Here is a 23868-nt window from a genome sequence, read left to right as displayed (position 1 = left end):
ATCCACGTCTCCTCCCGCCTGGGGCTCCCGACGGTGGCTCGTGACCAAGGCGCCCCAACGCCGGCGTCTGAACGGGCGGGCTGGGCGTGGCAGATCAACCGCGCTTGCACCTGTGTCGATGCCATGCGCCAAGGCGCTCACAGCAGATCACCTCACGGCAACAGCGGCTGAGCGCGATTTTCGGGGGGGGGAGGCAGCGCCATGCTGGCGAGTATCCTGGCAAGAAGGAAGGTGCACCGACTGTCTGCTCGCCAGCGCTGGGGCTTTCCGGGAGGATGGCGGTTTGCGCTCGGCCTCCCCGGAAAGTCTCTTGCCTTGGGCCGGTTACCCGGCCTTGCGGGCCTTGCGGGCGGCGTAGCGCCGGTCGCGTTCGGCCTTGCGGGCCGCTTCGTCTTCAAAGACGCGGGCGATGCGGGCCTTGTTGGCGGCTTCGCGCTCTTCGACTTCGGCGCGGGCGGCTGCCTCGATGGCGGCTTCACGCTCGGCGGCTTCGGCGGCGATGCGATTCTGTTCTTCCAGCTTCACCCGCTCGCGTTCGGCGCGACGTGCTTCGCGGGCCTCGGCGATGGCGATGCGTTCGGCCTGCCGGGCCTCGCGGTCGGGAGCCGCAGCCGCGAGGGCGGCGCGATAGGCTTGAAGCTGGGCTGCCTTGGCCTCGTTGGCGTTGCCACGGCGGTCGTTCAGGTCTTTGTTCTTGATAGTTTTCAAATGTCTGTTCCTGTGGGGCTGTTATCTGCCGGGCCGCTTATGCACCGGCTTTGCGGCCAAGGCGAGGCTATCCTCGGCCTCCTTGGCAAGGCGGGCCTCGCGCAGTCGCGCGGTCTTCTCGTTGCGGGCGGTGGTGATCGCGTCGAGTTCCTCTAGGGCCTGTCCGCGCGCGAAGAACTGCGATTGGGTCTTGCCGAAGGCGATTTCGGCCTGTTGGCGCGACTTGCTATGTTGCTCGGACATGGGAAACCTCGTGGCCGCAATAAAAAAGGCCAGGCAACATGCCTGACCTCGTTTGGTGTCTACTCTCGCAATGCCGGTACATCCGTGGTCAAGGGAGAGCAGATGTCCGATCAGGCAGCCTGGAGGTTGCCGGCCGACTGCTTGCCGGTGCGCTTGTCGGTTTCCAGGTCGTAGCTGAGCTTCTGGCCCTCGGCGAGATCGCGCATGCCGGCGCGCTCGACGGCGGAGATGTGGACGAAGGCGTCCGGACCGCCGTTGTCAGGCTGAATGAAACCGAAACCCTTGGTGGAGTTGAACCATTTTACAGTGCCAGTGTTCATGATGAACCCTTTCGCAGCATGATTGAAAATCGCGGCGCAAAAGCGTCGCGGAAGGTGATAACGATGCTTTAAAGGGAGGGTTCGTTCAAAACGCACTGCAAAGTACGTCGTAACCAAAGCTCGGCAAGAAAAGATCGATGGGCCATCGGATAAGGATTTCCGCTGAGATAGTCAACCTTTATTTTTGTGGTCGATGTTTTTCTCGTGATAACGGCCTTTTTACGATGGCCAAAACTTGCTTCTTTTCGGGATGATCGTCCTCTTTTCACGCGAATTCACGTTGGCTGGACTATGCCGCCGCCGTCCGCATTTTTGCTTTCCCTTCGGTGGGCGGATGCTCTAGAACACCGGCCAAACGCAAACCCGCCCACCGGAAGGTCGATACGCCATGGCGCGCGAGTTCATCTATTACATGCACGGCACCACCAAGTCTTACGGTGGTGGCAAGAAGGTTCTCGATAACATTCACTTGCAGTTCTACCCGGATGCCAAGATCGGCGTTCTCGGTCCCAACGGCTCGGGCAAGTCGACGCTTCTGAAGATCATGGCCGGGCTCGACAAGGAATTCACCGGCGAAGCCTGGCTCGCCAAGGGCGCCACCGTCGGTTACCTGTCGCAGGAGCCGCAGCTCGACCCGAGCCTCGACGTGTTCGGCAACGTCATGCTGGGCGTCGCCAAGGACAAGGCGCTGATCGACGAATACAATGCGCTGATGATGGACTACTCGGACGAGAATGCCGAGAAGGCCACCAAGATCCAGGACATCATCGACGCCAAGAACCTGTGGGATCTCGACAGCAAGGTCGAGATGGCCATGGACGCGCTGCGCTGCCCGCCGGGCGATGCCGACGTCACCACGCTGTCGGGCGGCGAGCGGCGCCGCGTGGCTCTCGCCAAGCTCCTGCTTGAGAACCACGACCTGCTGCTCCTTGATGAGCCGACCAACCATCTCGACGCCGAGTCGGTCGCCTGGCTGGAAAAGCATCTGCGCGAGTTCCCCGGCGCCGTCCTGATCGTCACCCACGATCGCTACTTCCTCGACAACGTCACCGGCTGGATTCTCGAGCTCGATCGCGGTCGCGGCATCCCCTACGAGGGCAACTATTCGGCCTATCTCACCGCCAAGGCCAAGCGCCTGGAGCAGGAGGGCCGCGAGGCCGCCGCCCAGCAGCGCGCGCTGGAGCGCGAGCGCGAGTGGATCGGCGCCAGCCCCAAGGCCCGCCAGGCCAAGTCGAAGGCGCGTATCAAGTCCTATGACGAGCTGCTGCGCCGCAACGAGGAGCGGCAGACGGTCACCAACGCCCAGATCGTCATTCCGCCCGGCCCGCGCCTCGGCGACAACGTCATCAAGGTCGAAGGCCTTTCCAAGGGCTATGGCGATCGCCTCCTGATCGAGGACCTGTCGTTCTCGCTGCCGCCGGGCGGCATCGTCGGCATCATCGGTCCCAACGGCGCCGGCAAGACGACGCTGTTCCGCATGATCACCGGCCAGGAGACTCCCGATACCGGTTCGATCACCGTCGGCGAGACGGTGAAGCTCGGCTATGTCGACCAGAGCCGCGACGCGCTCGACCCCAACAAGACCGTCTGGGAGGAAATCTCCGGCGGCGCCGACGTGATCTACCTCGGCAAGAAGGAAGTGAACTCGCGCGCCTACTGCTCGTCGTTCAACTTCAAGGGCGGCGACCAGCAGCAGAAGGTGGGCTCGCTCTCCGGCGGTCAGCGCAACCGCGTGCACATGGCCAAGATGATCAAGTCGGGCTCCAACGTGCTGCTGCTCGACGAACCGACCAACGATCTCGACACCGAAACCCTGGCCGCCCTTGAGGATGCGCTGGAGGATTTCGCCGGTTGCGCCGTCATCATCTCGCATGATCGCATGTTCCTCGACCGCCTCGCCACGCACATCCTGGCCTTCGAGGGCGACAGCCACGTGGAATGGTTCGAGGGCAACTTCGAGTCCTACGAGGAAGACAAGAAGCGCCGCCTCGGCGCCGACGCGGTCAACCCTCACCGTGTCAAGTACAAGCCGCTGACGCGGTGATGCGATCACGGGCCGCCGGCGATGTCGGCGGCCTGTTTTTCTAGGGACGGTTAGCCATGACCGACATTCTGCCCCCGGTGCATCTCGGCGAGATCCTTCGCGAGGAGTTCCTCGTGCCACTCAAGATGAGCGCGGGTGCCCTGGCAAAGAGGCTTGGTGTTCCCCGCACCCGCATCGAGCGGCTGGCCTGCGAGCAGACCGGCGTTACCCCCGACACGGCGCTGCGCCTCGGGAAGTTCTTCGACACGACGCCTGAGTTCTGGATGACCTTGCAGGCGAGCTATGACCTCAAGGTTCACGCCGCCTCACTCGTGACAGATCTTGCCGCTATCCGCAGGTATGAAGCGGCTTGACTGCGTTCGTGCTTGCGCTCGATCCGAGCAAGGAAGTTGCTCCCATGGCCGACTGGTCGCCTGAAACCTACCTGAAGTTCGAGGACGAGAGGACGCGGCCGGCGCGCGATCTCGTCAACGCCGTTCCACTCGCCAATCCGTCCTTCGTGGTCGACATCGGCTGCGGGCCGGGCAACTCCACCGAACTCCTGGTCGAATGCTTTCCGGCGGCGCGGCATCTTGGCATCGACACCTCGCCGGCCATGCTCGACAAGGCGCGGGCGCGCCTGCCGAACGTCGAGTTCAGGCTGGCCGACGCCGCCACCTTCAAGCCGGATGCGCCGCCCGATCTCATCTTTGCCAATGCCGTGTTCCAGTGGCTGCCCGGCCATCTCGGCCTGTTCGTCCATCTGATGGACGAGCTGGCGCCCGGCGGCGTGCTCGCGGTGCAGATGCCCGACAACATCGCCGAGCCCTCGCATGCGCTGATGCGCGAGGTGGCCGCTTCCGGTCGCTGGGCCGACAAGCTCAGGGACGCGGCCCGCGCGCCGCTGCCGCCGGTCCGGGCCTATTACGAGGCCTTGAGGCCGCACTGCCGCCGGCTCGACATCTGGCACAGCATCTACAACCACCCGCTGGCCGACGCGGCGGCGGTGGTGGAGTGGGTGCGCTCGACCGGCCTCAAGCCCTTCCTCGATCCGCTCGACGAGGGCGAGCGGGCCGATTTCCTCGCCGCCTACACCGAGAAGGTGGCCGAGGCCTATCCGCCGCTGAAGGATGGCGGCGTGCTTCTGAGATTTCCAAGACTGTTCATCGTTGCGACGAGGTAGACCATGGCCGACACCGTTACCCTCACCATCAGCCGGGACGAGGCCATCGTGCTGCACGAGTGGCTGGCCCGCGTCGTCGACGACGAGAATGCCGAGGGCATCCAGGAGACGCTGGAGGACGACGCCGAGGTGTGGTCGCTCGACGCCGTGCTGATCCTCCTGGAGCAGGCGCTCGACGAGCCGCTCAGCGAGAACTTCGAGAAAATCCTGAAGGGCGCCCGCAAGCGCCTGAAGGACGCCAACGGGCCGTGGCCGTGGGATGCGGGCGGCGAAGAACAGGCGCCGTAAGGAGCCGATGCTCAGGGCCAGGGGTAGCCGGCGGTGGCGATCCCCTGCTTGGCGAGCGAGGCGGAGAGGTCGCGGCGCAGGGCGACGATGTCCTCCACCGGAACGGCGCGCAGCCGGTCGACCTCCGCTTCGTCGAGGGGGCGGTAGTCGTCGGGCAGCGACGGCCCGCCGAAGGTCGTCATCACGTAGTTCATGACCTCGGCGATCTCGGCGTTGGTCAGGCTGGCGTTCACCACGCCGGGCACGTGCATCACATAGGTCCGGCCCGCTTCGTCGCGACTGAACGCCCCCACGTAGTTGCGGAAGTCCGGGATGCCGCCCTTCTCGCTGCCGGCCCCGTCCATGCCGTGACAGCCGACGCAGCGCAGGATGAAGTTGGTTCGCGGCTTGCGGTGCGGCGTCTCGGCGATGGCGACGGTGGCGGCGACGAGGCCGGCCACCAGCGCGACGCCGAGAAGGGGCAAAGCGGCGCGGGCGGTCATGGCGTTGCTCCCTTGCGCAGGGCGATCAGCGCCTTGTGTCCGAGCGGCGCGGCGCGGGCGGCGGCGATCATGTCGGGCGTGACGACGAGCTTGGAGCCGGCGAGATCCTGGAGCACGTGGTTGGCGGCTGCCAGCAGTTCCTCGTCGGACAGGTACTCCTGGCTCGGCATGGCGAGGCCATAGTAGCCCTGCCCGCCGGCGGTGATGGTGCCGCTGAGGCCGCCGATCATGACGTTCGCAACGTAATCCGGAGCCTTGTCGCCGAGCCGTTGCCACAGCGCCGGGTCGACCAGCGGCGGCGCCAGGCCGGGCGTTCCCGTGCCGCCGGACTGGTGGCAGGCCGCGCAGACGCTTTCGAACACCTCCGTCCCGTCGGCGGCCAGGGCAGGAGCTGCCACCGCGACAAACGCGGTGGCGATCAACGCGGAAGCGAGGCGCATCCTTGTCCTCATTCGGCCAGCCCCACCAGCACGGCGACGGTGCAGTGATAGCCCACCGACGCATTGGCCATGCACCAGTTGATGTCGTTGTGCAGGCCCATGCGGTAGCCCGGGCGCTCACCCTGGTTGGTGTTGCAGAAGGGCGCATTGTCGCATTCGGTGCGGCCGCAGCAGTCGTTGTAGGAGACGAGATAATCCTTGCCGTCGGCCGGGTTCTTGCAGGTGCCGACCCAGGACACCTTGGAGGCCTCAGACCCCGGCGGACACTGCGTCAGCGTGCCGCCGCAAGAGTTGCACAGGTTGCCGTCGAGGGCGCAGTAGCGCCAGTATTCGCAGGAGAACTCGTCCGCTTCGGCGGCGTTGGCCGGCACTATGCCGAAGGTGCGGTCGAAGGGCAGTACGGGTAGCATGGCGCCGCCGACGATCACGGCGCCCGTTCGGGCCAGAAAGGAGCGGCGACCGGTGCTGAGCGCCATTCGGCGGGCGCTGCCCTCGGTCATCTTGTCCATCCAGCCGGTCAGTTTGTCGATAAGGTTGAACACTTCGAGGCTCCTTTCGGGGTCATCCGCGAGCGGCGGCGGGCTGGTCGAGGTAGGACTGGATCGAGGACACGCCGAGCTCATGTGCGTTGAACAGGCTTTCCAGCTGTTCGCGGCTGTTGATCAGGCCCTTGGAGCGGATCACGCCGTCGGGGCCGATCAGGACGGCGAACGGCAGGCGGGATACGCGATAGGCGAGACCGAGTTCGGTGGAGTTGACGAAGGCGAAGTCCTTGAGGTCGGCGCTGTAGATGAAGCGGCGCAGCTTGGCTTCCTCGCTGTCGGAGGCCAGCACCACGTCGATGGTGGTTTCCGACTGGCGCACCGACTTGAGCATCGGCAGCAGCTTCTTGCAGATCGGGCAGGTCGACGACAGGAAGAAGACCAGCGTGGCCTTGCCCTGGCGCGGGCCGATGGACACCTGACCGCCGTTGAGGCTGGGTAGCTGGAACAGCGGCGAGGCCTGGCCGACCTGCGGGCCGGAGTCGTTGACGAGCGCGCCCATCGGGGCGATGCGTTCGAACAGGACGCCGACCTGACGGGCGAGGGCGAAGAGCGCGACGATCAGGGCGACGACAACCACCCAGAGAAGCGCGACGGCGAAAATGAGAGCGTTCATGCTGCTTCGTGTCCTTGTCAGTACTGGGGCCACTATCGGGATCAGTGCCGGGCCTTGAGGTAGGAAGCGTTGGCGATCATCTGCTCGGCCAGCAGGAAGCCGATGAACAGCGTGGCGCCGCCGGCAATCGCCGTGAAGGCTTCCGCCACGCCCAGTCCCTCGCCGGGGCCGACGAGGCCGAGAAGCGCCATCGCCGCGAGCGCCCCGTTGCGCATCAGGGTTGCCCCGTTGATGGGCTGAACCGGGCCGCCGCAGCCGCATTCCACGTAGGTGCGGCCACGACGGATGTTGATCGCCATGGCGCCGGCATAGAGCGCCAAGAGCGCGGCGCCGGCCAGAAGCCCGAAGGGGCGGGTGATCGGTGCGACCAGCGAGGCGGCAATGGCGGTTTCGACGAGTGCCAGCGCCAGGGCGATCGCCTTGGACCAGGCGCGAGGGGCAAGCTGGTAGTCCTCGACGAAGCCCGAGAAGGCCGTGAGATCGAACAGCTTGTGTACGCTGGCGCGGGCGTAGAGGATCGCCGTGAAGGCCGTGGCCATGCCAGCCACGAGGGAGGGCCAGGAGCTTTCCATCATTCCACCAGATCGAGGGTGAGGGGGAACCCGGTCAGGGCGGCTTCGCCGGCGGGCTTCAGGGCGTAGCCCGCGGCCGGATCGGTCTCGAAGCGGAGAAGCTTGCCCACTTCGGTGGAGCCGAAGACCACCGGTTTGTCGGATTTCGAGGCGACCAGCGAGGCGACGTCCTCGACCTCGGTGCGGGACAGCACCTTCTTGGCCTTGAGGTCGTAGGCCCAGATCTCCTTGGCCACGGACTTGTGGCTGCCGTCCTTGGCGTCCGGATGCATCTGGATGAACAGCACGCCGGCCTTGGGGGCGACGCTCATCAGCTGATAGCCGCCCGGCGCCCAGCCGCCTTCCACACCGGCGGTCAGGTCCGTCGTGTCGAGCTTGGCGACCGTGTCTCCGCTCGGGTCGAGCTTGTAGAGCATGCCTTTGTAGGAGACGAAGTAGAGGGCGCCGTCGTAGGTTTCGTCCTCGACGAAGATGGGGTCGGCGTCGGGGTCGAAGATCGGCTCCGAGGCTGCGGCCGAGGCGTTCTTGCCGTCATCGGAGATCGTCACGGTGGAGAAGGTGCCGTCGCCGCAGATGGTGGCGAAGCCGCTTTTGGCCGGCAGCGGATAGATCCCCCAGCAGCCCGGCGTCGGAACCTCCTGCAAGGTGGCGCCGGTGGCCGCGTCGGCGACCGTGACGGAGGAGGCCGGCGTGGCGTTCTGGACGAAGACCAGTTTGCCGTCGCTCGAAAGGCGCAGCAGGACCGAGTAGCCGAGGGCCATGGCCGCCTTGGGCGGCAGGATGGCCTCGCCCTTGATGGTCAGCGTGTCGACGTCGAAGGTTTGCAGCGCCTGCTCGTTCGGGCCGTAGACGATGCGCTTGAGATAGGATGATTGCGCCCAGGCCGTCTTGCCGTCGGGGGCGAGCAGCATCTGCCCCATGGAGCCGGTCGGCATCAGGCCCTTCAGCTTGAGGCTGTCCTGGGCGAAGACGGCGATCGACCCGGCCCCCTTCCATTCCCCCTGGTAGACGAAGACATTCGGGCCGGGGTCGATCGCCTCCTTCACGGTCACCTGTTCCGGCTTGAAGGCGTCTTCCGCGAAGGCGGCTGGCGTGGCGGCGAGGAGTGCGCCAAGAGTGACATGCGTCAGTTTCAACACGGCAGGTCTCCATAGTGGGTTTACCTGACCGTAAAACTGACTAGGCCGCGCAAGCTATCCAGTTTCGAAACAGCAACTGCCCAGAAAATGAACATGCCTTCCGATCGTTCACATGGCAGCTTTGGCCGTGTCCTTTCGCGGGGGGCAACATGGCAGGCGGGCGCCACGAACTCATCCAACGACAGTTTTCCGATGGCTCCGAACAGGAGGGCGCCCTCGACGGCTGGACGCAGCGCTATGCGCAGATGGGACCCGGCCGCTATCACGGCGAGGTCCGCCGGCTGAGCATCGGCAACGTCAAGGTGACACGCGAGACCATCAGCGTGGCGGTGGAGCAGCGCACCACGCCCCCGGCCGGGCGCTCCGTGTTCGTCCAGTCGCTGAGGCAGTCGGACGCGTGGCGAATGAACGCCGAGGCGATCACGCCGGAAAGCTCCTGCTTCCTCGCCGGCGGCGAGGAGTTTCACGCCGCCATGCCGGCCGGCTGCGACATCATCTTCGTCGAGTACGACGAGCCGCTGGGCGAGGCTGAGGGTTCGGGCGTCCGGCCAGCCAGCCAGATCTCGACGGGCCTTGAGACCTATGCCATCGCCAGCTGGCTTCTGTCGCTTCTGATGACGTTTCCCGAGGCCGGCGCCGGCATGAGCGAGATGGCGTCCTTCCTGCCGGCCATGATCACCGATCGGCTTTCCTACCTGCGCGGTCTCCGGCCGGGACGGCGGCAGGGCGCCTCTCCCTCGCAGACCGACTGGGCGGTGTTTCGTCTGGTCAGGGATCATTTCGACGCCGCGGGGCGCGATCCGTTGTCGGTGGCCGAGGTCTGCCGCCGGATCGACCTGCCCGAGCAGGTGGTTCGCCAGGCCTTCATCAACACGGTGGGGCGTGGGCCCGGCAGCTGGATGCGCGACCAGCGGCTCAACGGAGCACGACGCGACCTCCTCGATCGCGACAACCGGGCCTCGGTGTCCGAAGTCGCCGTGCGCTGGGGGTTCTGGCACCTCGGTCGCTTCTCGCACTACTACAACGACCTGTTCGGCGAGTTGCCGTCGCAGACCGCGATGCGCCTTGCTCCCGAGCGCATGCGGCGGCCCGGCATCGATGTTTAGCCGCGCGGCTCCGGTTCTCGTTCGCCTCACTCCAGCGCGTTCTCGGGCGAGTTTCTAAACCGCAGGTGGCGAAGGAGCGTTGCCGGGAATCCTCAGCCTCCGTTTCTCCACTATCGTAAAGCCCCGATAAGTCTTTCCACTCATGTGCGCGCTTTGACGGCTAGCCATAGTGCCGCCGCCCCGATCCGGCTGCGTTCCGGTCGTGGCCGCGCGGCGGAAACCCGGCCTTGGGGGGCTAGGACCTTTCGTCGGCTGGGTCTGGCTTGTTGCGTGGAGGGCACCATGACACCGACGGTCCTGATTACGGGGGCAAGCCGAGGCGTCGGCCTGGAGCTCGTCCGCCAGTATCTCCAGCGCGGGGCGCGCGTGCTCGCCATCCACCGGCCCGGCCCGGTTCCGGAGGCGCTGGCGTCGCTCTACGCCGACCATGCCGACCACATGCGGCTGATCTCCCTCGACGTTCGCGCGGCCAGCGCCGTGGTCAATCTGGCGGCGCGGCTGTCGGAGCGGATCGACATCCTCATCAACAACACCGGCATGCTGCTGGGAACGGGTGTCTCGCCCTCCGGCAACCTCGTCGGCGGTACATTTCGCGCCTCCTTGCAGGTCAACGCCACCGGGCCTCTGTTCGTGGCGCAGGCGGCGCTGTCCAACATGACGCGCGGTGGCAAGATCGCCACCATCCTGCCGATCGGCGACGTTCGCAGTCTCGACCTGCTCGACGCGGATGCCCGGCAGGCGGCCAAGGCGGCGGTGGTCAAGGTGATGCAGTCGCTCGCCCACGACCTCAAGCCGGCCGGCGTCTCGGTGGCGCTGATCCATCCCGGCGCGGTCGGCACGGGGCCGGACGGCGAGGAGGCCCAGGTCAGCCTTGCCGAAAGCGCGCGCGGCATCGTCGGCGTGATCGACGCGTTGACGCTGGAAACGACCGGCCAGTTCTTCGGTTTCGACGGCGGTTCGGCCGAGGACTGAGCGGTTTTTCGGCCCATCGCATTTCCGTAAAATTCTAGACATTTCGTGAAAGCGATATCCATTTGTAGGCGGTAGCTTGCACCACATGCTTTCTGTTGGTGGTGCCGGAATGCTCGAAACGAATTTGGTCGACTTCAAGAGTCTCGCGCTCGATCCATCTCCGGATCGCAAGAACGAATTGCTCAAGGGTGTCTCGTCGCTGTTCGCCTTTACGTCCGAACGCTGCACGCTCGAGCAGATCGAAATCTACGACGACGTCATTACCCGCCTGTCGGAAATGGTGGAGATCGAGGCGCGCATCTTCGCCGCCGAGAAGATCGCCCCGTTGCGCCGGGCGCCGGAACGAGCCGTCCGCACCTTTGCCAGGGACGACGAGGCCGCCGTGGCCTCGCCGGTTCTGAAGCAGTCGCCGGTGCTCAACGATCACGATCTCGTCGCCATCGCCGAGGAGAAGGGCCCCGATCACCTGAAGGCGATCGCCCAGCGCTCGGTCCTTAGCGAGCGGGTGGCCGACATCGTCGTCAGCCGTGGCGACGTCGAAGTCCGCCGCCTCGTTGCCGGCAACTATGGCGCCCGCCTCAGCGAAATCGCCCTTGCCTGCATCGTGCAGCAGGCGCTCTCCGACCCCCGCACCGCCGAAATCCTCGGGCGTCGCCCCGACACGCCGGACGCCATCATCTCGCAGGTGATCGGCAAGGCGGTCGATCAGGTGCGCTCGACGGTGATGGGCGAGCGCAACGACGACCTCGAAGCCAACCTTGCCGAAGCCGCGCGTCTTGCCGAGGCGCGGCTGTCCAACTCCTACTGGCTCGGCCTTTACGATTTCGAATCGGCCTGGGAGCGCATCCGCCAGCAGGGCGGCGAGCGCATCGTCTCCGAGGAGCTGCTCTGCCAGTATGCCGTCGAAGACCGCTTCGCCGACGTGGTCGCCACCTTCGCGCTGCTCACCGATCTCGACATCGAGGAAGCCAAGCACTGGCTGGTGCGCGTCGACACCGAACCCTTCGTGGTCATGGCGCGCGCCCTCGGCCTGCGCTTCGGCACCGTGCAGGAAATGCTGAAGTGCGGCCCGTGGAAGCACCGGCTCGACAACTGGCAGCGCAACGACGCGCTCACCCAGTTCCAGCAGATCGACCCACGCGTCGCCCGCGCGCGCATCACCGCCTCGCGCGGTATCCGCAGCATCGGCTGAGCCCGACACCGACACCCCAGCAGTTAGCCATCGCGGCGGTCCACCGGAAAACCGGTTGGGCCGCCGCTCTGTTTTAGGGCTCTGTTCGATCTGGCTTTTCCAGCTCAGGCGGGTTTCGACCTGACCGGACGACGTCCGGTCGGGCGCTTCCGCTCGGATGATGCTCCGGCCTTGCGCGGCGTCTTCGCGGGGCAGTATCCTTTCCGCTTTATTTCGATGGTTGTAGGAAGTGCCGTCGAAGTTGTACTGAAGTAACTTCGTATACATTACTGCCAACGTGGTCAATGCATGAAATGCACGTTAACTTTTGTTCTGTAGTGTCTTTACCAAGATAAGTTGAACTGCGACTGCGTGTGCTGGTTTTACACATGCTGTCTACTAAACGGGAAGGTGTTTTCGCATGTGGCCGTTTTCCGATCGTTCTTCTGCGGTTCTCGATTCGCTTGGGCGGTCCCAGGCGGTCATCGAGTTTGAGCCGAGCGGCAAGATCATCACCGCCAACGCTCACTTCCTGAAGGCGCTGGGTTACGATCTCGCCGAGATCGTCGGCCGGCATCATTCGATGTTCGTCGATCCCGCCGAGGCGAGGACGGATGCCTACGCGGCCTTCTGGAAGAGCCTCGCAGAGGGCCAGTATCGATCGGCCGAGTTCAAGCGGATCGCCAAGGGCGGGCGTGAAATCTGGATCCAGGCGACCTACAACCCGGTGCTCGACCGGTCGGGCAAGGTCGTGCGCGTCGTCAAGTTCGCCACCGACGTGACCGAGCGCAAGCTCGCCGACGCCGACGTGCACGGCCAGATCGCCGCCATCAACCGCGCCCAGGCGGTCATCTCCTTCGAGCCGGATGGAGCGGTGATCGATGCCAACGACAACTTCCTGAACACCCTCGGCTATCGGCGGGAAGAGATCGTCGGTCGGCACCACTCCATGTTCGTACCGGCCGAGGAGCGCGACACTCCCGCCTATCGGGCCTTCTGGGACGATCTCCGGGCCGGAAAGTTCAAGTCCGACGAGTTCCGCCGCATCGGCAAGAACGGCGAGGACGTCTACATCCAGGCGACCTACAATCCGATCTTCGATCAGGCCGGTCGCCTCATCAAGGTGACCAAGTTCGCCACCGACATCACCGAGGCGGTCAAGCGCCGAAAGGCCCGCCAGGCGGCGCAGGTCGACATCACCCGCGATCTCGACGAAGTGGCCGGCATGGTTGCGCGCTCCAACGTCGCGGCCGAAACCGCCAACGGCATCGCCGAAACCACCGCCTCCAACGTGCAGGCGGTCGCCGCCGGCGCCGAGGAACTGGCGGCGTCCGTCTCCGAGATCAGCCGGCAGCTGGGCGTCGCCCTGTCGGTGTCGGAAGAAGCGGTGAAGCAGGCGGAAACCGCCACCAAGGTGGTGTCCGGCCTAGCGTCGGCCGCCCAGAAGATCGACCAGGTGGTGGAGCTGATCAACACCATCGCCGGGCAGACCAACCTCCTGGCGCTGAACGCCACCATCGAGGCGGCGCGGGCCGGCGAAATGGGCAAGGGGTTCGCCGTCGTCGCCTCCGAGGTGAAGCAGCTCGCCGCCCAGACGTCGAAGGCCACCGACGAGATCGCGGCGGAGATCGCCGGCGTTCAGTCGATCACCTCGGAAGCGGTGTCGACCATCGCCGGGATATCCGCGACCATCACCCGCATCAACGGCGTGTCCTCGTCGATCGCCACGGCCGTCGAGCAGCAGGCCGCCGTCACGCAGGACATGTCGGGCAACATGCAGACGGCGGCGCGCGGCGTCGAAAGCATCGCCTCTTCGCTCGGCGAGATCTCCGGCTCGGTGCGGACGATCAACACCGCCACCGAAAACCTCCAGCGGGCGGCCCTGGCCATCGCCTGACGAGGGGGTATCTATCCGTCCTGTGAGATCAGGACGTCGGCCGGCACGCTGCCGCTCAGAACCGTGTCGGCGTTGGGAAGGTCGTTGGTCTCCGTCCTTGCAATGGCGTCTTTCGGCTGGAAACCGTGATCGAGCCACCGCGCGATCAGGCGCTCGCGCAGTGTTTCCTTGTTCGCGACGAGCATGATGGTGAGGTCGAAGAAGGGGCGGAGCCGCGACCAGGGCGGAGCGTCGAGCAGGAGATAGTTGCCCTCGACGATCAGGAACCGCGTATTCGAGACGATCAGCCGCGCCGACGCTCGTGAGAGTTCAAGTGCGCGGTCGAAAACCGGGATCGCGATGGCATCCTCAGTGTTCGATTGCAACCGCTCCATGAGGTTGGCCAGGCCGCCCACGTCGAAGGTGGCCGGCGAGCCCTTACGTGGCAGCAGGCCGCGAGCTGCCAGCACCTCGTTGTCGAAGTGAAAGCCATCCATGGGCACCACCGCCGCGCCGCCATGCCCTTCGAGGGCATCGGCGAGGCGCGTGGCCAGGGTCGACTTGCCCACGCCGGGAGGACCGGCGAGGGCGATGATGACACGCTTGCCTGGAAGCGCATTGGCACGAGCCACCATGTCGGCGACCCACGATTGACTTGAGGTCATGGACATCTCGCGGATCAATTGTCGGCATGCAGGAGGCTGTGTCCCGCCGCGGCGTCGAAGATGTGCATGGCCTCGGCCTCATAGGCGAACGACACCTTGTCGCCTTCTTTCGGGCGGTGGCGCGCCGGCAGAAAGGCGCTGATCCGCTCGGCTCCAAGTGGAAAGCTGACCAGCACCTGGTCGCCATGGAACTCGACCATATCGACCGTGCCCGAGAGTGCATGCGCCGTCGCGGCGTCGCTTGTCCGGCTGAGGTCGGCCGGTCGCAGGCCGAAGACGACCTTCTGCCCCTCGGCGAGCCGATAGCGGCCGGGCGTGACGGGCAGGCTGAAGCCCTGTCCATCGAGCCGGGTGCCGTTCTCCCCAACGGTGGCGGGCAGGAGGTTCATGGCCGGCGTGCCGATGAAGCCGGCGACGAACAGACTGGCGGGACGGGCGTAGATCTCTTCCGGCGTACCGACTTGCTCGATCCGTCCCGCGTTGAGAAGGACGATCCGGTCGGCGAGCGTCATCGCTTCCATCTGATCATGCGTCACGTAGACGGTGGTGGTCTTGAGATTCTTGTGCAGCCGGGCGATCTCCAGGCGCATCTGCGCCCTGAGCTTCGCATCTAGGTTGCTGAGCGGCTCGTCGAACAGGAAGACTTCCGGTGTCTTGATCATCGCGCGGGCGATGGCCACGCGCTGCTGCTGACCACCGGAAAGCTCCGACGGCTTGTTGCCGATCACCGGCTTCAGGCCGAGCATGTCCACCACTTCGCCGACGCGGCGGTCAATCTCCACGGCGGAGACGCCGAGCCGCCTGAGGCCGAAGGCGATGTTGTCGTAGATGGTCATGTGCGGGTAAAGCGCATAGTTCTGGAAGACCATGGCGATGCCGCGATCGCGCGGTTCAAGGTCGTTGACGATCTTGCCATTGATCGAGACCTCCCCGCCGGTGATCGCCTCGAGACCGGCAATCATCCTGAGGATCGTCGACTTTCCGCAGCCCGACGGGCCGAGGAAGACGATGAACTCGTGTTCGGCGACGCGAAGGTCGAAGTTCGGTATGACTTCGTGCGCGCCATACTTCTTGTTGACGCCGTGACAGACGATTTCAGCCATTGCTGTCTCCCTGGGCGACGACGATCTGCAGCTTGATGTCGGCTGGCAGCGCCTTGGCGGCCCGCTCGAAGGCGGCGACGCCTTCGCTGAAGGGGAAGGTGGCGGAGATGAGCGGCTTGAGGTCTACCTTGCCGGATGCGATTTGCGCCAGGGCGCGATCGTAGACGTTGGCGTAGCGAAACACCGTCTCGATCCGGACTTCGCGGGCGATGGCGTTGTTGACGTTGAAGGGTACGACGTCGGCGGGCAGGCCGACCAGCACGATGGCGCCGCCGGGGCGGACCACGCGCAGGATGTCGTCGTAGACGCGGGCATTGCCGCTCGCCTCGAAGACGACGTCGGCGCCCCAGTTGCCGGTGGCCTCGTTGACGGCGTCGGCGAGCGGCGTCTTGCTGACATCCACTGGGACGATGCCGGGATATTGCGCGGCGATCTTCAACTTCTCGCTGCTGATGTCGGACACCAGGACCTTGCTGCAGCCGCCGGCCAGGGCGGCCAGCGCGATCATGATGCCGATGGTGCCGCAGCCGGTAACGACGGCGACGTCGCCCGGCACGATGCCGGCGCGTTTGGCCGCCTGCATGCCGATGGCGAAGGGTTCCACCAGCGCCCCTTCGGCGAAGCTGACGTTGTCGGGCATGCGGTAGGTGAAGGCGGCGGGGTGGACGATGAGCGGCGTCAGGATGCCGTGCACCGGCGGCGTCGCCCAGAACACCACGGCGGGATCGACGTTGTAGATGCCGAGCTTGGAGGCGCGCGAGGTCAGGTCGGGTACGCCGGGCTCCATGCAGACGCGGTCGCCAACCTTGAGGTTGGTCACGGCGCTGCCGACCTCGACGACGGTGCCGGATCCTTCGTGGCCGAGCACCATCGGCTCACGGACGACGTAGTCGCCGATGCCGCCGTGGACGTAGTAGTGAACGTCGCTGCCGCAAACGCCGACGGTGTGGACGGCGATCTTGACGTCGTCGGGGCCGACGGTGAGAGGCAGGTCGATGTCGCGAAGGGCCAGCTTCCTTGTGTGCTCCAGAACGAGAGCCTGCATTTTCTTCTCCTAGCGATTTGGGTTTTTCGAGAACAGTGCGTTCAGGAAGCTGCTCAGAAGTCCCAGAAGCAGGACCGGCGGCAGCGACAGCAGGATCACCGCGGCGTTCAGGATGCCCCAGGGCACGTTCATGCCGAGCTGCGACATCTCCGAGGCGACGATAGGCATCGTCTTTGCCTCGCTCGTGGTCAGCATCAGAGCGATCAGGAACTCGTTCCAGATCAGCACGAAGCTGAAGGCAAGCGCGCCGATGAGGGCTCGTGAGGCCACCGGCAACGCGACGCGGAAGAACACCGCGTAGGCGCCGTAGCCATCCACCCGAGCCGCTTCCTCGATCTCCTTGGGCACGCGCTGGAACCCAGGAATGGCGAGCCAGATGGTGATGGAGATCGTCATCAGCGAGTAGGTGATGATGAGCGACAGCCGGCTGTCATAGAGGCCGAGGTTGAGCCAGATCACCATCAGCGGAATGGCGGTCGCCACCGGCGGCAGGAAGCGGAGGGACAGGACGAAGAACTGAATCTCCTCGGTCCAGCGGCTCGGATAGCGGGCGACGGCATAGGCCGCCGGCAGGCCGAGCACCAGTCCGATCACGACGGAGGCGCAGCTTACCACCACCGAGTTGATCAGCGCCTGCAGCACGCTCTGGCGGCTCAGGACGTAGATGATGTTGTCGAGCGTTGGGGCGAAGAACAGCCGCGGCACGGGGGTCAGCAGATCGACCGTCTGCTTGAAGGCGCCAAGTACCGTCCACAACAGCGGAAAGAGAACGAGCGCGGCCATCAGCCAGAGGACTGTCTTGGCGAGGATGCGGGAGAGCGTCATGACTTGAGCCTCTTCCAGACGACTGTGAAGATCACGACGGTCGCCACCATCATGATGACGGCCATGCTCGATGCGTAGGAAATCTTGCCAGCTTCAATGAAGCCTTGCGAGAAGGCGTACATGTCGAGCGTCTCGGTGCTGGTCCCCGGACCGCCACGGGTCATGACGTAGATGAGATCGAACGAGCGTAGAGACTCGATCATCTTGACGAACATCAGGCTGACGAGCGGCACGCGCAGCATCGGCAGCGTGATGTAGACGTGGATCTGCCAGGGCTTGGCGTAGTCTAGGCGGGCGGCCTCGAGCGGCTGCTGCGGCAGGATCTCGATCAGTTTCAGCACGATGACGGCGAAGAAGAAGCCCCACTGCCACAGGTCGACGAAGGCGACCGCGAACAGCGCCTGGGTTGGGCTCGACAGCATGTCGAGCGGCTGGCCGGTGATCAGCCGGTAGGGGTAGGTGATGATGCCGTAGAGCGGGTGGAAGGCGAACTTCCAGACGAAGGCGGCACAGACGCGCGGCAGCAGCACGGGGATCAGGAAAATCAGCGACAGCGCGTTCCTGAGCTTGGGGCCGGCCGCTTCGAACATCAGGACGCCGAGGCCGATCGCCGCGATCATCGTGGCGCTGACGGTGATCAGCTCCCACTTCACCGAGACCCACAGCGCGTTGACGAAGCGCGAGTCGCCAAACAGCAACAGGTAGTTCTTCAGGCCGACGAAGTGACTGTCGGGCGAACTCAGCGTCCGGTTTTCCAGTGAGACGCCAATGGCATAGAACATCGGAACGAAGGCGAGCACGACGAGGATCGCCATCGTCGGTACCAGGAAGACGTAGGGCAACGACTGCCTTTGTTGCATCTTGGTCTCCGAAAGGTTGTCGGAAGGGTGATCGCAACCCCGAGGGCGGGGCTGCGACCGTTCAGGCGGATGGCTTCGAGAGACGTCAGTCGCTGGCGAACTGCTTGGCGAACTCGTCGAGCTCGTCGAGGGCGCCCTTGACGTCGGTGCGCTGACCGGTGATCAGCTCCTCCAGAAGGATGCCCCACTTGTTTCCGAGCTCGGGCCAGTGCGCGTTCTGCCAGAAGTTGACCGCCGTCTTGGGGGCGGTGGCGGCCAGGGCCTCCGGCAGCGCCGTGCCGTACTTCTCGGAGAACAGCGCGCTCTCGACGATGCTCTTGCGGTTGACCTCGCCGACGTCGCCCGCCTCGAGGCGCTTCATCTCGACCTCCTTGGAGGTCGCCCAGGCCACGAACAGGCCGGCGCAGTCCCGCGCTTCCTTGTCGGGGTTGCCCTTGGCGCCGATGGCGAAGCCGTGGGCGAAGCCGCCGCCGGGCATCGGGGACGGAGGCGGCAGGAAGGCCACCTTGTCGGTCACGCTCGACTTGGCGGGGTCGATGGTTATCGCCGCGAGGGGCGCCGACTCGATGATGATGGCGACCTGCCCGGACAGGAAGGCGCCAGTGGCTTCGTCCCAGCTGCCGGTCTGCGTACCGGGCGAGGAATACTTGAACAGGTCGAGGTAGATGTTGGTGGCGTCGACGGCGGCCTGGCTGTCGAAGGCGGGCTTGCCGTTGTCGAACCACTGGCCGCCTTCGGCCTTGAAATAGGGCATCCAGCGCCAGACGTTGTCGCCGGAACCGCGCTTGCCGCGCAGCGCGATGCCGTAGACGCCCTTGGCCGGGTCGGTGAGCTTGGGCACGGCGGCGCGCAGTTCGTCGAGCGTCGTCGGCGGCTTGATGCCGGCCGCTTCGAGCAGATCCTTGCGGTAGACCATGATGTCGCCACCGCCCTGGATCGGCGCGAACCAGATCTTCCCGTCGTAGGTCGCCGTGGTCTTGCGGCCGTCGTCGAAGTCGTCGAAGTCGAATTCGGCCGGATAGTGGTCGAGCAGGGGAACGAGCCAGCCCGACGAGGCGAACAGCGCCAGATTGGCTTCGTCGACATAGTATACGTTGTAGCGGCCGGTGGTCGACGCGTCGGCTTGCGACTTGGCGCGACGGTCGCCTTCGTTGAGATAGTCGATCTCGAAATCGACGCCGGACAGGGTCTTGAAGTCGGCCTTCTGCTCTTCGAGCATCGTTAGCGCGTCGCGCGGCTGGGCCAGAATTCGAACGTCGGACTTGCAGACCGGGCCGGCGGTCGCGACGCTCGCCGACAGTGCGCCGAAGACGGTCGCCAGCGCGATCGTCCTGATACAGTTGTAGCTCATACCAAGCTCCTCCCTAACCACTGCACCGGGACCTCTTTCCCCCGGGGCATGGTGAAATCTGCCACCTTTCCAATGTGGCAACTAGGCGCCGGCATGCGCGTGATCTATACTATTTTGCGATGGGCCCGAGTGTAGGTGGGCGGAAATCCGCCATTAGTCGGATTGCCGAATCGGAGGCGCAATGACGACGCCGCAAGATAGTGCATACTTCGAGCATATTCAGATTTCGGAGGAACAAAGCTTCCTGTGGCGGCTGGACGATTATCCATGGCAACGCTGCGTGTGGAACTATCACCCGCAGGCGGAAATCCACCTGATCCGCTACTCATCCGGCCTGTGCTTCGTCGGTGACCATATTGGCGACTTCAATGCCGGACAACTGGTGCTGGTCGGCGGAAACTTGCCGCACAACTGGGTGTCGCCGGCGATCGGCGACCGCAAGCTGGTCGGCCGCGACATCGTCATCCAGTTCGATCACGCGCGGTTCGAAGGGGCGGCGGCGGTGCTGCCGGAGCTGAAAGAGGTGAGCGGGTTGTTCAAGCGCGCCGCCTACGGCGTGGAGTTTTTCGGCGAAACCGCAAGGCGCGGCGAGGCGCTAATCGAGGACATGGCGGATCTGTCGGCCGTCGGGCGACTCGGCATCTTCATCGAGCTTCTGTCGCTGATGGCCGAGTCGACCGAGTATCGCACCCTGGCGACGCCGGAGTTCCTCGGCCTGTTCCGCCCGGGCTCTATCGTCGAAATCGAGACGCTGGAGAAGGCGCTCGCTTTCATTCACGAGACCTATCTCGAGCGGTCGTCTCTGTCGGATGTCGCCGCGCTGGTCGGAATGTCCGACAGCGCGTTCTCCCGCTTCTTCAAGAAGCACACCGGCAACACCTATTCCAACCACGTCATTTCCCTGCGCCTTCTTATGGCGCGCAAGCTTCTGACGGAAACGGAGCGACCTATCACCGATATCTGCTACGAGACTGGGTTCAGCAACATATCCAACTTCAACAGGGCGTTTCTCCAGCGGATCGGCATGACGCCGTCGCGCTATCGCCGGGCGTCCCGGTCGCGAAGCCTCAAGGGGCACACGGGCGGGAGCTCGGCCGGCGCTCGCCTGGAAGAACGCGCGCCGTAGTTCTCTCTCATCACCAGATCCGGCCGCGCGCGACGACTTGCGCCGCGCGGGGCGTCGGCTCCTCGGCCGAATAGAGGTAGACCTCGTCGACCATGTTGGTCACCACGCAGGCGTGGTTGGGGACGATGCGCAGGCGGTCGCCGACCTTGAGGCCGGTCGGACCGGTGCTGACCATGCGGCCGTGCTCCTCCGACAGTTGGTCGATGGCGAGGTCGTCGCGGCCGAGCACGTGACCGTAGCCGGTGAGGCCGAACAGATCCGAGGTGAGCGTCTTCGAGCCGGCGTCGATGATGGCGCGGTCGTCGGCGGGCACCGAGACCACCGTGGCGAGCACGGTGAGGGCGCAGTCGTCCCAGCCGCAGGCGCCGCGCATGACCAGCGAGCGATCGTTATAGACATAGGTGCCGGGGCGATACTCGGTGACGACGGGCGCCTCGGCCGCGCGCATCATGGTCGGCGTGCCGCCGGAGGTGATCACCGGCACGGTGAGGCCGTCAGCCTCGATCAGCGCCTTGGCTTCGCTCATGAAAGCTTGCACGGCGGCTTCGCCGCCGGCTGGCGGGTAGGTCATCAGGCCACCGAAGACGAGGCCGGGCGCCGCCGCGATCTTCCTTGCCAGCGCCGCCGCGTCCTCTGGCGCGCCGACGCCGCAGCGGTTGGCGCCGGTGTCGCATTCGACGAGCGTCGCGAGCGGCGATGCCTCGCCCGCGAAGGCGGCCGACAGGCCATCCACCACATCGGCGCTGTCGGCGACGACCGACAGCCGAACCTTCCGGGCCAGCGCCACGAGGCGGGCGAGCTTCTTCGCACCGACGATGTTGTAGGTGATCAGCACGTCGGTGACGGCGGGGCTTCCGGCCACCATCGCTTCGGCCTCGGACACCTTCTGGCAGGTGATGCCGATGGCGCCGGCCGCGAGCTGCATGTCGGTGACGAGCGGCAGCTTGTGGGTCTTGATATGCGGCCGGACCTTGAAGCCGCTCGCGTCGGCATAGGCCTGGAAGCGCCGGATGTTGGCGCGGACGAGATCCATGTCGATCACGACGCTGGGCGTGTCGAGGCTTTCGGCAAAGGTTTCCATCTGGGGCGTTCCGATCCTGGCCGGGTGCGAGTTCGCTCAATGCGCTCCGGCCAGCTTACACGCAAGAGCCGGCGTGAAAACCCGCCAAGGCAGGCCTTCGTGCGCCGGCTCCCGCTCGGTTACGACCGGTAGATAACCTCGACCATGGCGACGCCGGTCACCTCCGGCACGGTGAAGCAGACGCGTCCATAGGCCTCCGTGAAGGGGAGGGGCGCGCCGTCGGGGACGAGGCGCACCGCTTCGACGGGGGCGTCGACCTTCAGCGACACGGCGATGTCCTTTAGCGTCACGAGATCCTGGATCGGCTGGATGTTGCTGTCCCAGAGATAGCCGCGCAGGGCCGGCGTCGCGTGCATGAGATAGATGACGTCGCGGTGGCGTTTGGGTTGCCGGCGCACGGTCGCCCGGCCGGCCCTTGGCAGACCGGTGGTGATCATCCGCTCGCCGCCGAGGGCGTCGACGATGGCGCGCTCGACCATTTCCAGCAGGCGCACGGCGCCGACCTCGGTGTAGACGCGGAACACCGGGTGGGCGAGGTAGGTGACGGCGCCCTTGCGGCTGCCGCCATCGTAGCCGCTGGGGTCGGGCCGGCGCGGCACGTTGATGTGGCCGGAGAAGTGCTTCGGCGTCCTGTCGAAATAGGGCTCGTAGACAGCGCCGAGCGATTCCCCATCGGTGACCTTGATGCGCTCGGACGGGGCGTACATGAAGTTCGGCTCGTCGATGCCGTCGGGCCGCCATTCGGGACTCGGCAGCAGGTAGTCGCCGCCGGCCATGGGCGAGGTGCCCTCCCAGCTGGCGCCGACGTCGAGCACGAAGCCTGTCGCGCCGAGACCGCTTCGCCCGGTGAGCAGCAGGCGGCCGCCGCCGGCGACATAACGCTCCAGCTTCGCCTTGAGGGTGGGGCCGACCGGCACGGCGTCCGGCAGGATGATCAGGCGATAGGGCGCGAGATCGCTTTCGAGATCGAGCACGTCGAAGGTGAGGCCCGCTTCCAAGAGGATGCGCGTCGCGCCGTCGTCGCTGGCGTGCTTCTGGGCCGGCGCCTCGATGCTGGTGGCGTCGAGCGTCGCCGCTTCCAGCGATATGAGGCCGATCTCGGCGCGGTTGACGCTGCCCTCGGCCCACGCTTCCCGCTTCTCCACCCAGTCGTAGGCGGCGCCGATGATCGACATGGTCGAGGGATCGACGAGGCCAGTCGGGTGCAGGTGGTCGCCGATCGAGCAGCGGGCGCCATGGGCCAGCATGGCCCCGCATTCGTAGACCAGCGCCTCCGGCCGCTTGTAGCCGCCGATCTCGCCCCAGGTGAAATGGAACTTGCCGGTCATGCCCAGGAAGGGGATGCCGAGCGGGTCGACATAGCGGGCGCTGACGGGGAAGTGGTCGTAGCCCCAACCGGCCGTCGGCAGCGATTCCAGTTCGAGGTGGCTGTAATACTTGGCGATGTGCTCGCGGTTGCCGCGCCGGATGTGGCCGGAGTTGAAGAACAGCGGCATGCCCGGCGCGCGGGCGCGCACGGTGTCCTTGACCTTGCGATAGAAGCCGTCGAGCGCCTCGGCGCCGAAGATGGTGCGGTCGCCGACCGACGTCCAGTCGAGGCCGCGCGCCTCCATCGCCGCCTTGGCGTAGGGCGAGATCGACGGCAGCTGGCTGCAGATGTCGATGAAGATGCCGTCGCCGTCGGGATAGTGCTCCAGCACCTCGTCGATCTGCGCGGCGAGATAGTCGAGATAGGGCGAGGCGAAGTCGAGGTAGGCCCAGCCGGTGGGATCGTTGCGCGATTGCGGCAGGTGGCCGTCGGGCGTGACGATGCGCCAGTCGGCGTGGGTGAAGGCGGCGTGCTCGTCCCAGGCGGCCGAGAGATAGATCGGGGCTGCGATGCCCTCGCCGTGCAGTGCGTCGAGCTCAGCGCGCAACAGGTCGAAGCCGAGGCCGGGGTGCATCCGGCCCACCTTGGTCGGGTGGTAGGACAGGCCGTGATGGCACTTGGAGAAGATCGTCACGGAATCGACGTGGGCCGCCTTGAAGGCGCGGGCGAAGTCGCGCGCGTCGAAGCGGGAGCCGATGCCCTCGATCAGGCCGGAGGTGTGGAAGTCGAGATGAACTTGGCGAAAGCGCATGATGGGGGCAG

26 protein-coding genes are annotated in these 23868 nt (G+C 65.5%); 9 read left to right on the top strand and 17 right to left on the bottom strand.

All coding sequences use genetic code 11. From position 1 onward, the window contains the following. Positions 1-324 precede the first annotated feature (324 nt). The 3 genes from M4J40_RS06095 to M4J40_RS06085 form a co-directional block, all read right to left on the bottom strand. The gene (locus M4J40_RS06095; protein ID WP_251752907.1) at positions 325-708 is read right to left on the bottom strand and encodes a DUF6481 family protein; all 384 of its coding nucleotides are present in this window, start codon (positions 706-708) and stop codon (positions 325-327) included. Between the two features lie 21 nt (positions 709-729). Further along, complete coding sequence (locus tag M4J40_RS06090) at positions 730-951, bottom strand: hypothetical protein (RefSeq protein WP_251752906.1); 222 nt, start codon at positions 949-951, stop codon at positions 730-732. Positions 952-1061: 110 nt separating this feature from the next. Then, positions 1062-1271, bottom strand: a complete 210-nt coding sequence (locus M4J40_RS06085; RefSeq protein ID WP_251728107.1) for a cold-shock protein — start codon at positions 1269-1271, stop codon at positions 1062-1064. A 388-nt stretch (positions 1272-1659) separates the two neighbouring features. Here M4J40_RS06085 and ettA point away from each other — a divergent pair, with 388 nt between their 5' ends. Genes ettA through M4J40_RS06065 form a run of 4 tightly spaced genes read left to right on the top strand, consistent with a single transcriptional unit; the run spans position 1660 to position 4765 of the window. Beyond that, a complete protein-coding gene (ettA, locus tag M4J40_RS06080) occupies positions 1660-3315 on the top strand; it encodes an energy-dependent translational throttle protein EttA (RefSeq protein ID WP_251752905.1) in 1656 nt (551 codons plus the stop codon). 56 nt (positions 3316-3371) lie between these two features. Beyond that, on the top strand, positions 3372-3668 hold the full coding sequence (locus M4J40_RS06075; protein ID WP_251752903.1) for a HigA family addiction module antitoxin: 297 nt from the start codon (positions 3372-3374) through the stop codon (positions 3666-3668). Positions 3669-3712: 44 nt separating this feature from the next. Next, complete coding sequence (gene tam, locus M4J40_RS06070) at positions 3713-4477, top strand: trans-aconitate 2-methyltransferase (protein WP_251753190.1); 765 nt, start codon at positions 3713-3715, stop codon at positions 4475-4477. Between the two features lie 3 nt (positions 4478-4480). Continuing rightward, positions 4481-4765 carry a hypothetical protein gene (locus M4J40_RS06065; protein WP_251752901.1) on the top strand — a complete coding sequence of 95 codons (285 nt, stop codon included), beginning with the start codon at positions 4481-4483 and terminating at the stop codon, positions 4763-4765. An 11-nt stretch (positions 4766-4776) separates the two neighbouring features. Here M4J40_RS06065 and M4J40_RS06060 read toward each other — a convergent pair whose 3' ends face one another. The 6 genes from M4J40_RS06060 to M4J40_RS06035 are packed head-to-tail and all read right to left on the bottom strand — an operon-like array spanning position 4777 to position 8556. Next, positions 4777-5247, bottom strand: coding sequence for a cytochrome c (locus M4J40_RS06060; protein WP_251752900.1), 471 nt, complete (start codon positions 5245-5247; stop codon positions 4777-4779). Beyond that, positions 5244-5687, bottom strand: coding sequence for a cytochrome c (locus M4J40_RS06055; protein WP_251752898.1), 444 nt, complete (start codon positions 5685-5687; stop codon positions 5244-5246). Before M4J40_RS06055 ends, M4J40_RS06060 begins: the two co-directional genes overlap by 4 nt. Before the next feature lie 8 nt (positions 5688-5695). Then, complete coding sequence (locus tag M4J40_RS06050; RefSeq protein WP_251752896.1) at positions 5696-6229, bottom strand: methylamine dehydrogenase light chain; 534 nt, start codon at positions 6227-6229, stop codon at positions 5696-5698. Between the two features lie 19 nt (positions 6230-6248). Further along, positions 6249-6845, bottom strand: a complete 597-nt coding sequence (mauD, locus tag M4J40_RS06045; protein WP_251752894.1) for a methylamine dehydrogenase accessory protein MauD — start codon at positions 6843-6845, stop codon at positions 6249-6251. A gap of 41 nt (positions 6846-6886) precedes the next feature. Beyond that, complete coding sequence (locus M4J40_RS06040) at positions 6887-7384, bottom strand: MauE/DoxX family redox-associated membrane protein (protein ID WP_251752893.1); 498 nt, start codon at positions 7382-7384, stop codon at positions 6887-6889. A gap of 32 nt (positions 7385-7416) precedes the next feature. Then, entirely contained in the window at positions 7417-8556 is a 1140-nt protein-coding gene (locus tag M4J40_RS06035; RefSeq protein ID WP_251752891.1) for an amine dehydrogenase large subunit, read from the bottom strand. 149 nt (positions 8557-8705) lie between these two features. On the opposite strand from M4J40_RS06035, the gene M4J40_RS22485 reads away from it, so the two are divergent. The 4 genes from M4J40_RS22485 to M4J40_RS06015 all read left to right on the top strand — a co-directional run bounded on the left by M4J40_RS22485 (position 8706) and on the right by M4J40_RS06015 (position 13702). Further along, positions 8706-9662: a helix-turn-helix domain-containing protein gene (locus M4J40_RS22485; protein ID WP_311134074.1), complete on the top strand. Its 957-nt coding sequence runs from the start codon at positions 8706-8708 to the stop codon at positions 9660-9662. Between the two features lie 282 nt (positions 9663-9944). Then, positions 9945-10634 (top strand): SDR family NAD(P)-dependent oxidoreductase, encoded by a 690-nt coding sequence (locus M4J40_RS06025; protein ID WP_251752889.1) that lies wholly within the window; start codon positions 9945-9947, stop codon positions 10632-10634. 109 nt (positions 10635-10743) lie between these two features. Continuing rightward, complete coding sequence (locus M4J40_RS06020) at positions 10744-11826, top strand: DUF2336 domain-containing protein (RefSeq protein WP_251752888.1); 1083 nt, start codon at positions 10744-10746, stop codon at positions 11824-11826. 400 nt (positions 11827-12226) lie between these two features. Continuing rightward, positions 12227-13702, top strand: a complete 1476-nt coding sequence (locus tag M4J40_RS06015; protein ID WP_251752886.1) for a PAS domain-containing methyl-accepting chemotaxis protein — start codon at positions 12227-12229, stop codon at positions 13700-13702. A gap of 11 nt (positions 13703-13713) precedes the next feature. Here the strand turns inward: M4J40_RS06015 and M4J40_RS06010 are convergent, their stop codons facing one another. The 6 genes from M4J40_RS06010 to M4J40_RS05985 all read right to left on the bottom strand — a co-directional run bounded on the left by M4J40_RS06010 (position 13714) and on the right by M4J40_RS05985 (position 19530). Beyond that, on the bottom strand, positions 13714-14346 hold the full coding sequence (locus M4J40_RS06010; RefSeq protein ID WP_251752884.1) for a nucleoside triphosphate hydrolase: 633 nt from the start codon (positions 14344-14346) through the stop codon (positions 13714-13716). 14 nt (positions 14347-14360) lie between these two features. Beyond that, positions 14361-15449, bottom strand: a complete 1089-nt coding sequence (locus M4J40_RS06005) for an ABC transporter ATP-binding protein (protein WP_251752882.1) — start codon at positions 15447-15449, stop codon at positions 14361-14363. After that, entirely contained in the window at positions 15442-16494 is a 1053-nt protein-coding gene (locus tag M4J40_RS06000; protein ID WP_251752880.1) for an NAD(P)-dependent alcohol dehydrogenase, read from the bottom strand. Before M4J40_RS06000 ends, M4J40_RS06005 begins: the two co-directional genes overlap by 8 nt. Before the next feature lie 9 nt (positions 16495-16503). Beyond that, positions 16504-17319 (bottom strand): carbohydrate ABC transporter permease, encoded by an 816-nt coding sequence (locus M4J40_RS05995; protein WP_251752879.1) that lies wholly within the window; start codon positions 17317-17319, stop codon positions 16504-16506. Continuing rightward, a complete protein-coding gene (locus M4J40_RS05990) occupies positions 17316-18179 on the bottom strand; it encodes a carbohydrate ABC transporter permease (RefSeq protein ID WP_251752876.1) in 864 nt (287 codons plus the stop codon). The genes M4J40_RS05995 and M4J40_RS05990 overlap by 4 nt, the downstream gene beginning before the upstream one ends. An 85-nt stretch (positions 18180-18264) precedes the next feature. Beyond that, complete coding sequence (locus M4J40_RS05985) at positions 18265-19530, bottom strand: sugar ABC transporter substrate-binding protein (protein WP_251752874.1); 1266 nt, start codon at positions 19528-19530, stop codon at positions 18265-18267. A gap of 181 nt (positions 19531-19711) precedes the next feature. On the opposite strand from M4J40_RS05985, the gene M4J40_RS05980 reads away from it, so the two are divergent. Then, entirely contained in the window at positions 19712-20656 is a 945-nt protein-coding gene (locus M4J40_RS05980; RefSeq protein ID WP_251752873.1) for an AraC family transcriptional regulator, read from the top strand. 10 nt (positions 20657-20666) lie between these two features. Here the strand turns inward: M4J40_RS05980 and M4J40_RS05975 are convergent, their stop codons facing one another. Continuing rightward, positions 20667-21737: a D-TA family PLP-dependent enzyme gene (locus tag M4J40_RS05975; RefSeq protein WP_251752871.1), complete on the bottom strand. Its 1071-nt coding sequence runs from the start codon at positions 21735-21737 to the stop codon at positions 20667-20669. A gap of 119 nt (positions 21738-21856) precedes the next feature. Then, positions 21857-23857, bottom strand: a complete 2001-nt coding sequence (locus M4J40_RS05970; RefSeq protein WP_251752869.1) for an alpha-amylase family protein — start codon at positions 23855-23857, stop codon at positions 21857-21859. Positions 23858-23868 lie beyond the last annotated feature (11 nt).

It is taken from the genome of Pleomorphomonas sp. JP5, assembly GCF_023721815.1.
Lineage (GTDB): Bacteria > Pseudomonadota > Alphaproteobacteria > Rhizobiales > Pleomorphomonadaceae > Pleomorphomonas.
The sequence above is the reverse complement of the archived record's forward strand: the minus strand, read 5'-3'. Positions and strand labels throughout refer to the sequence as shown.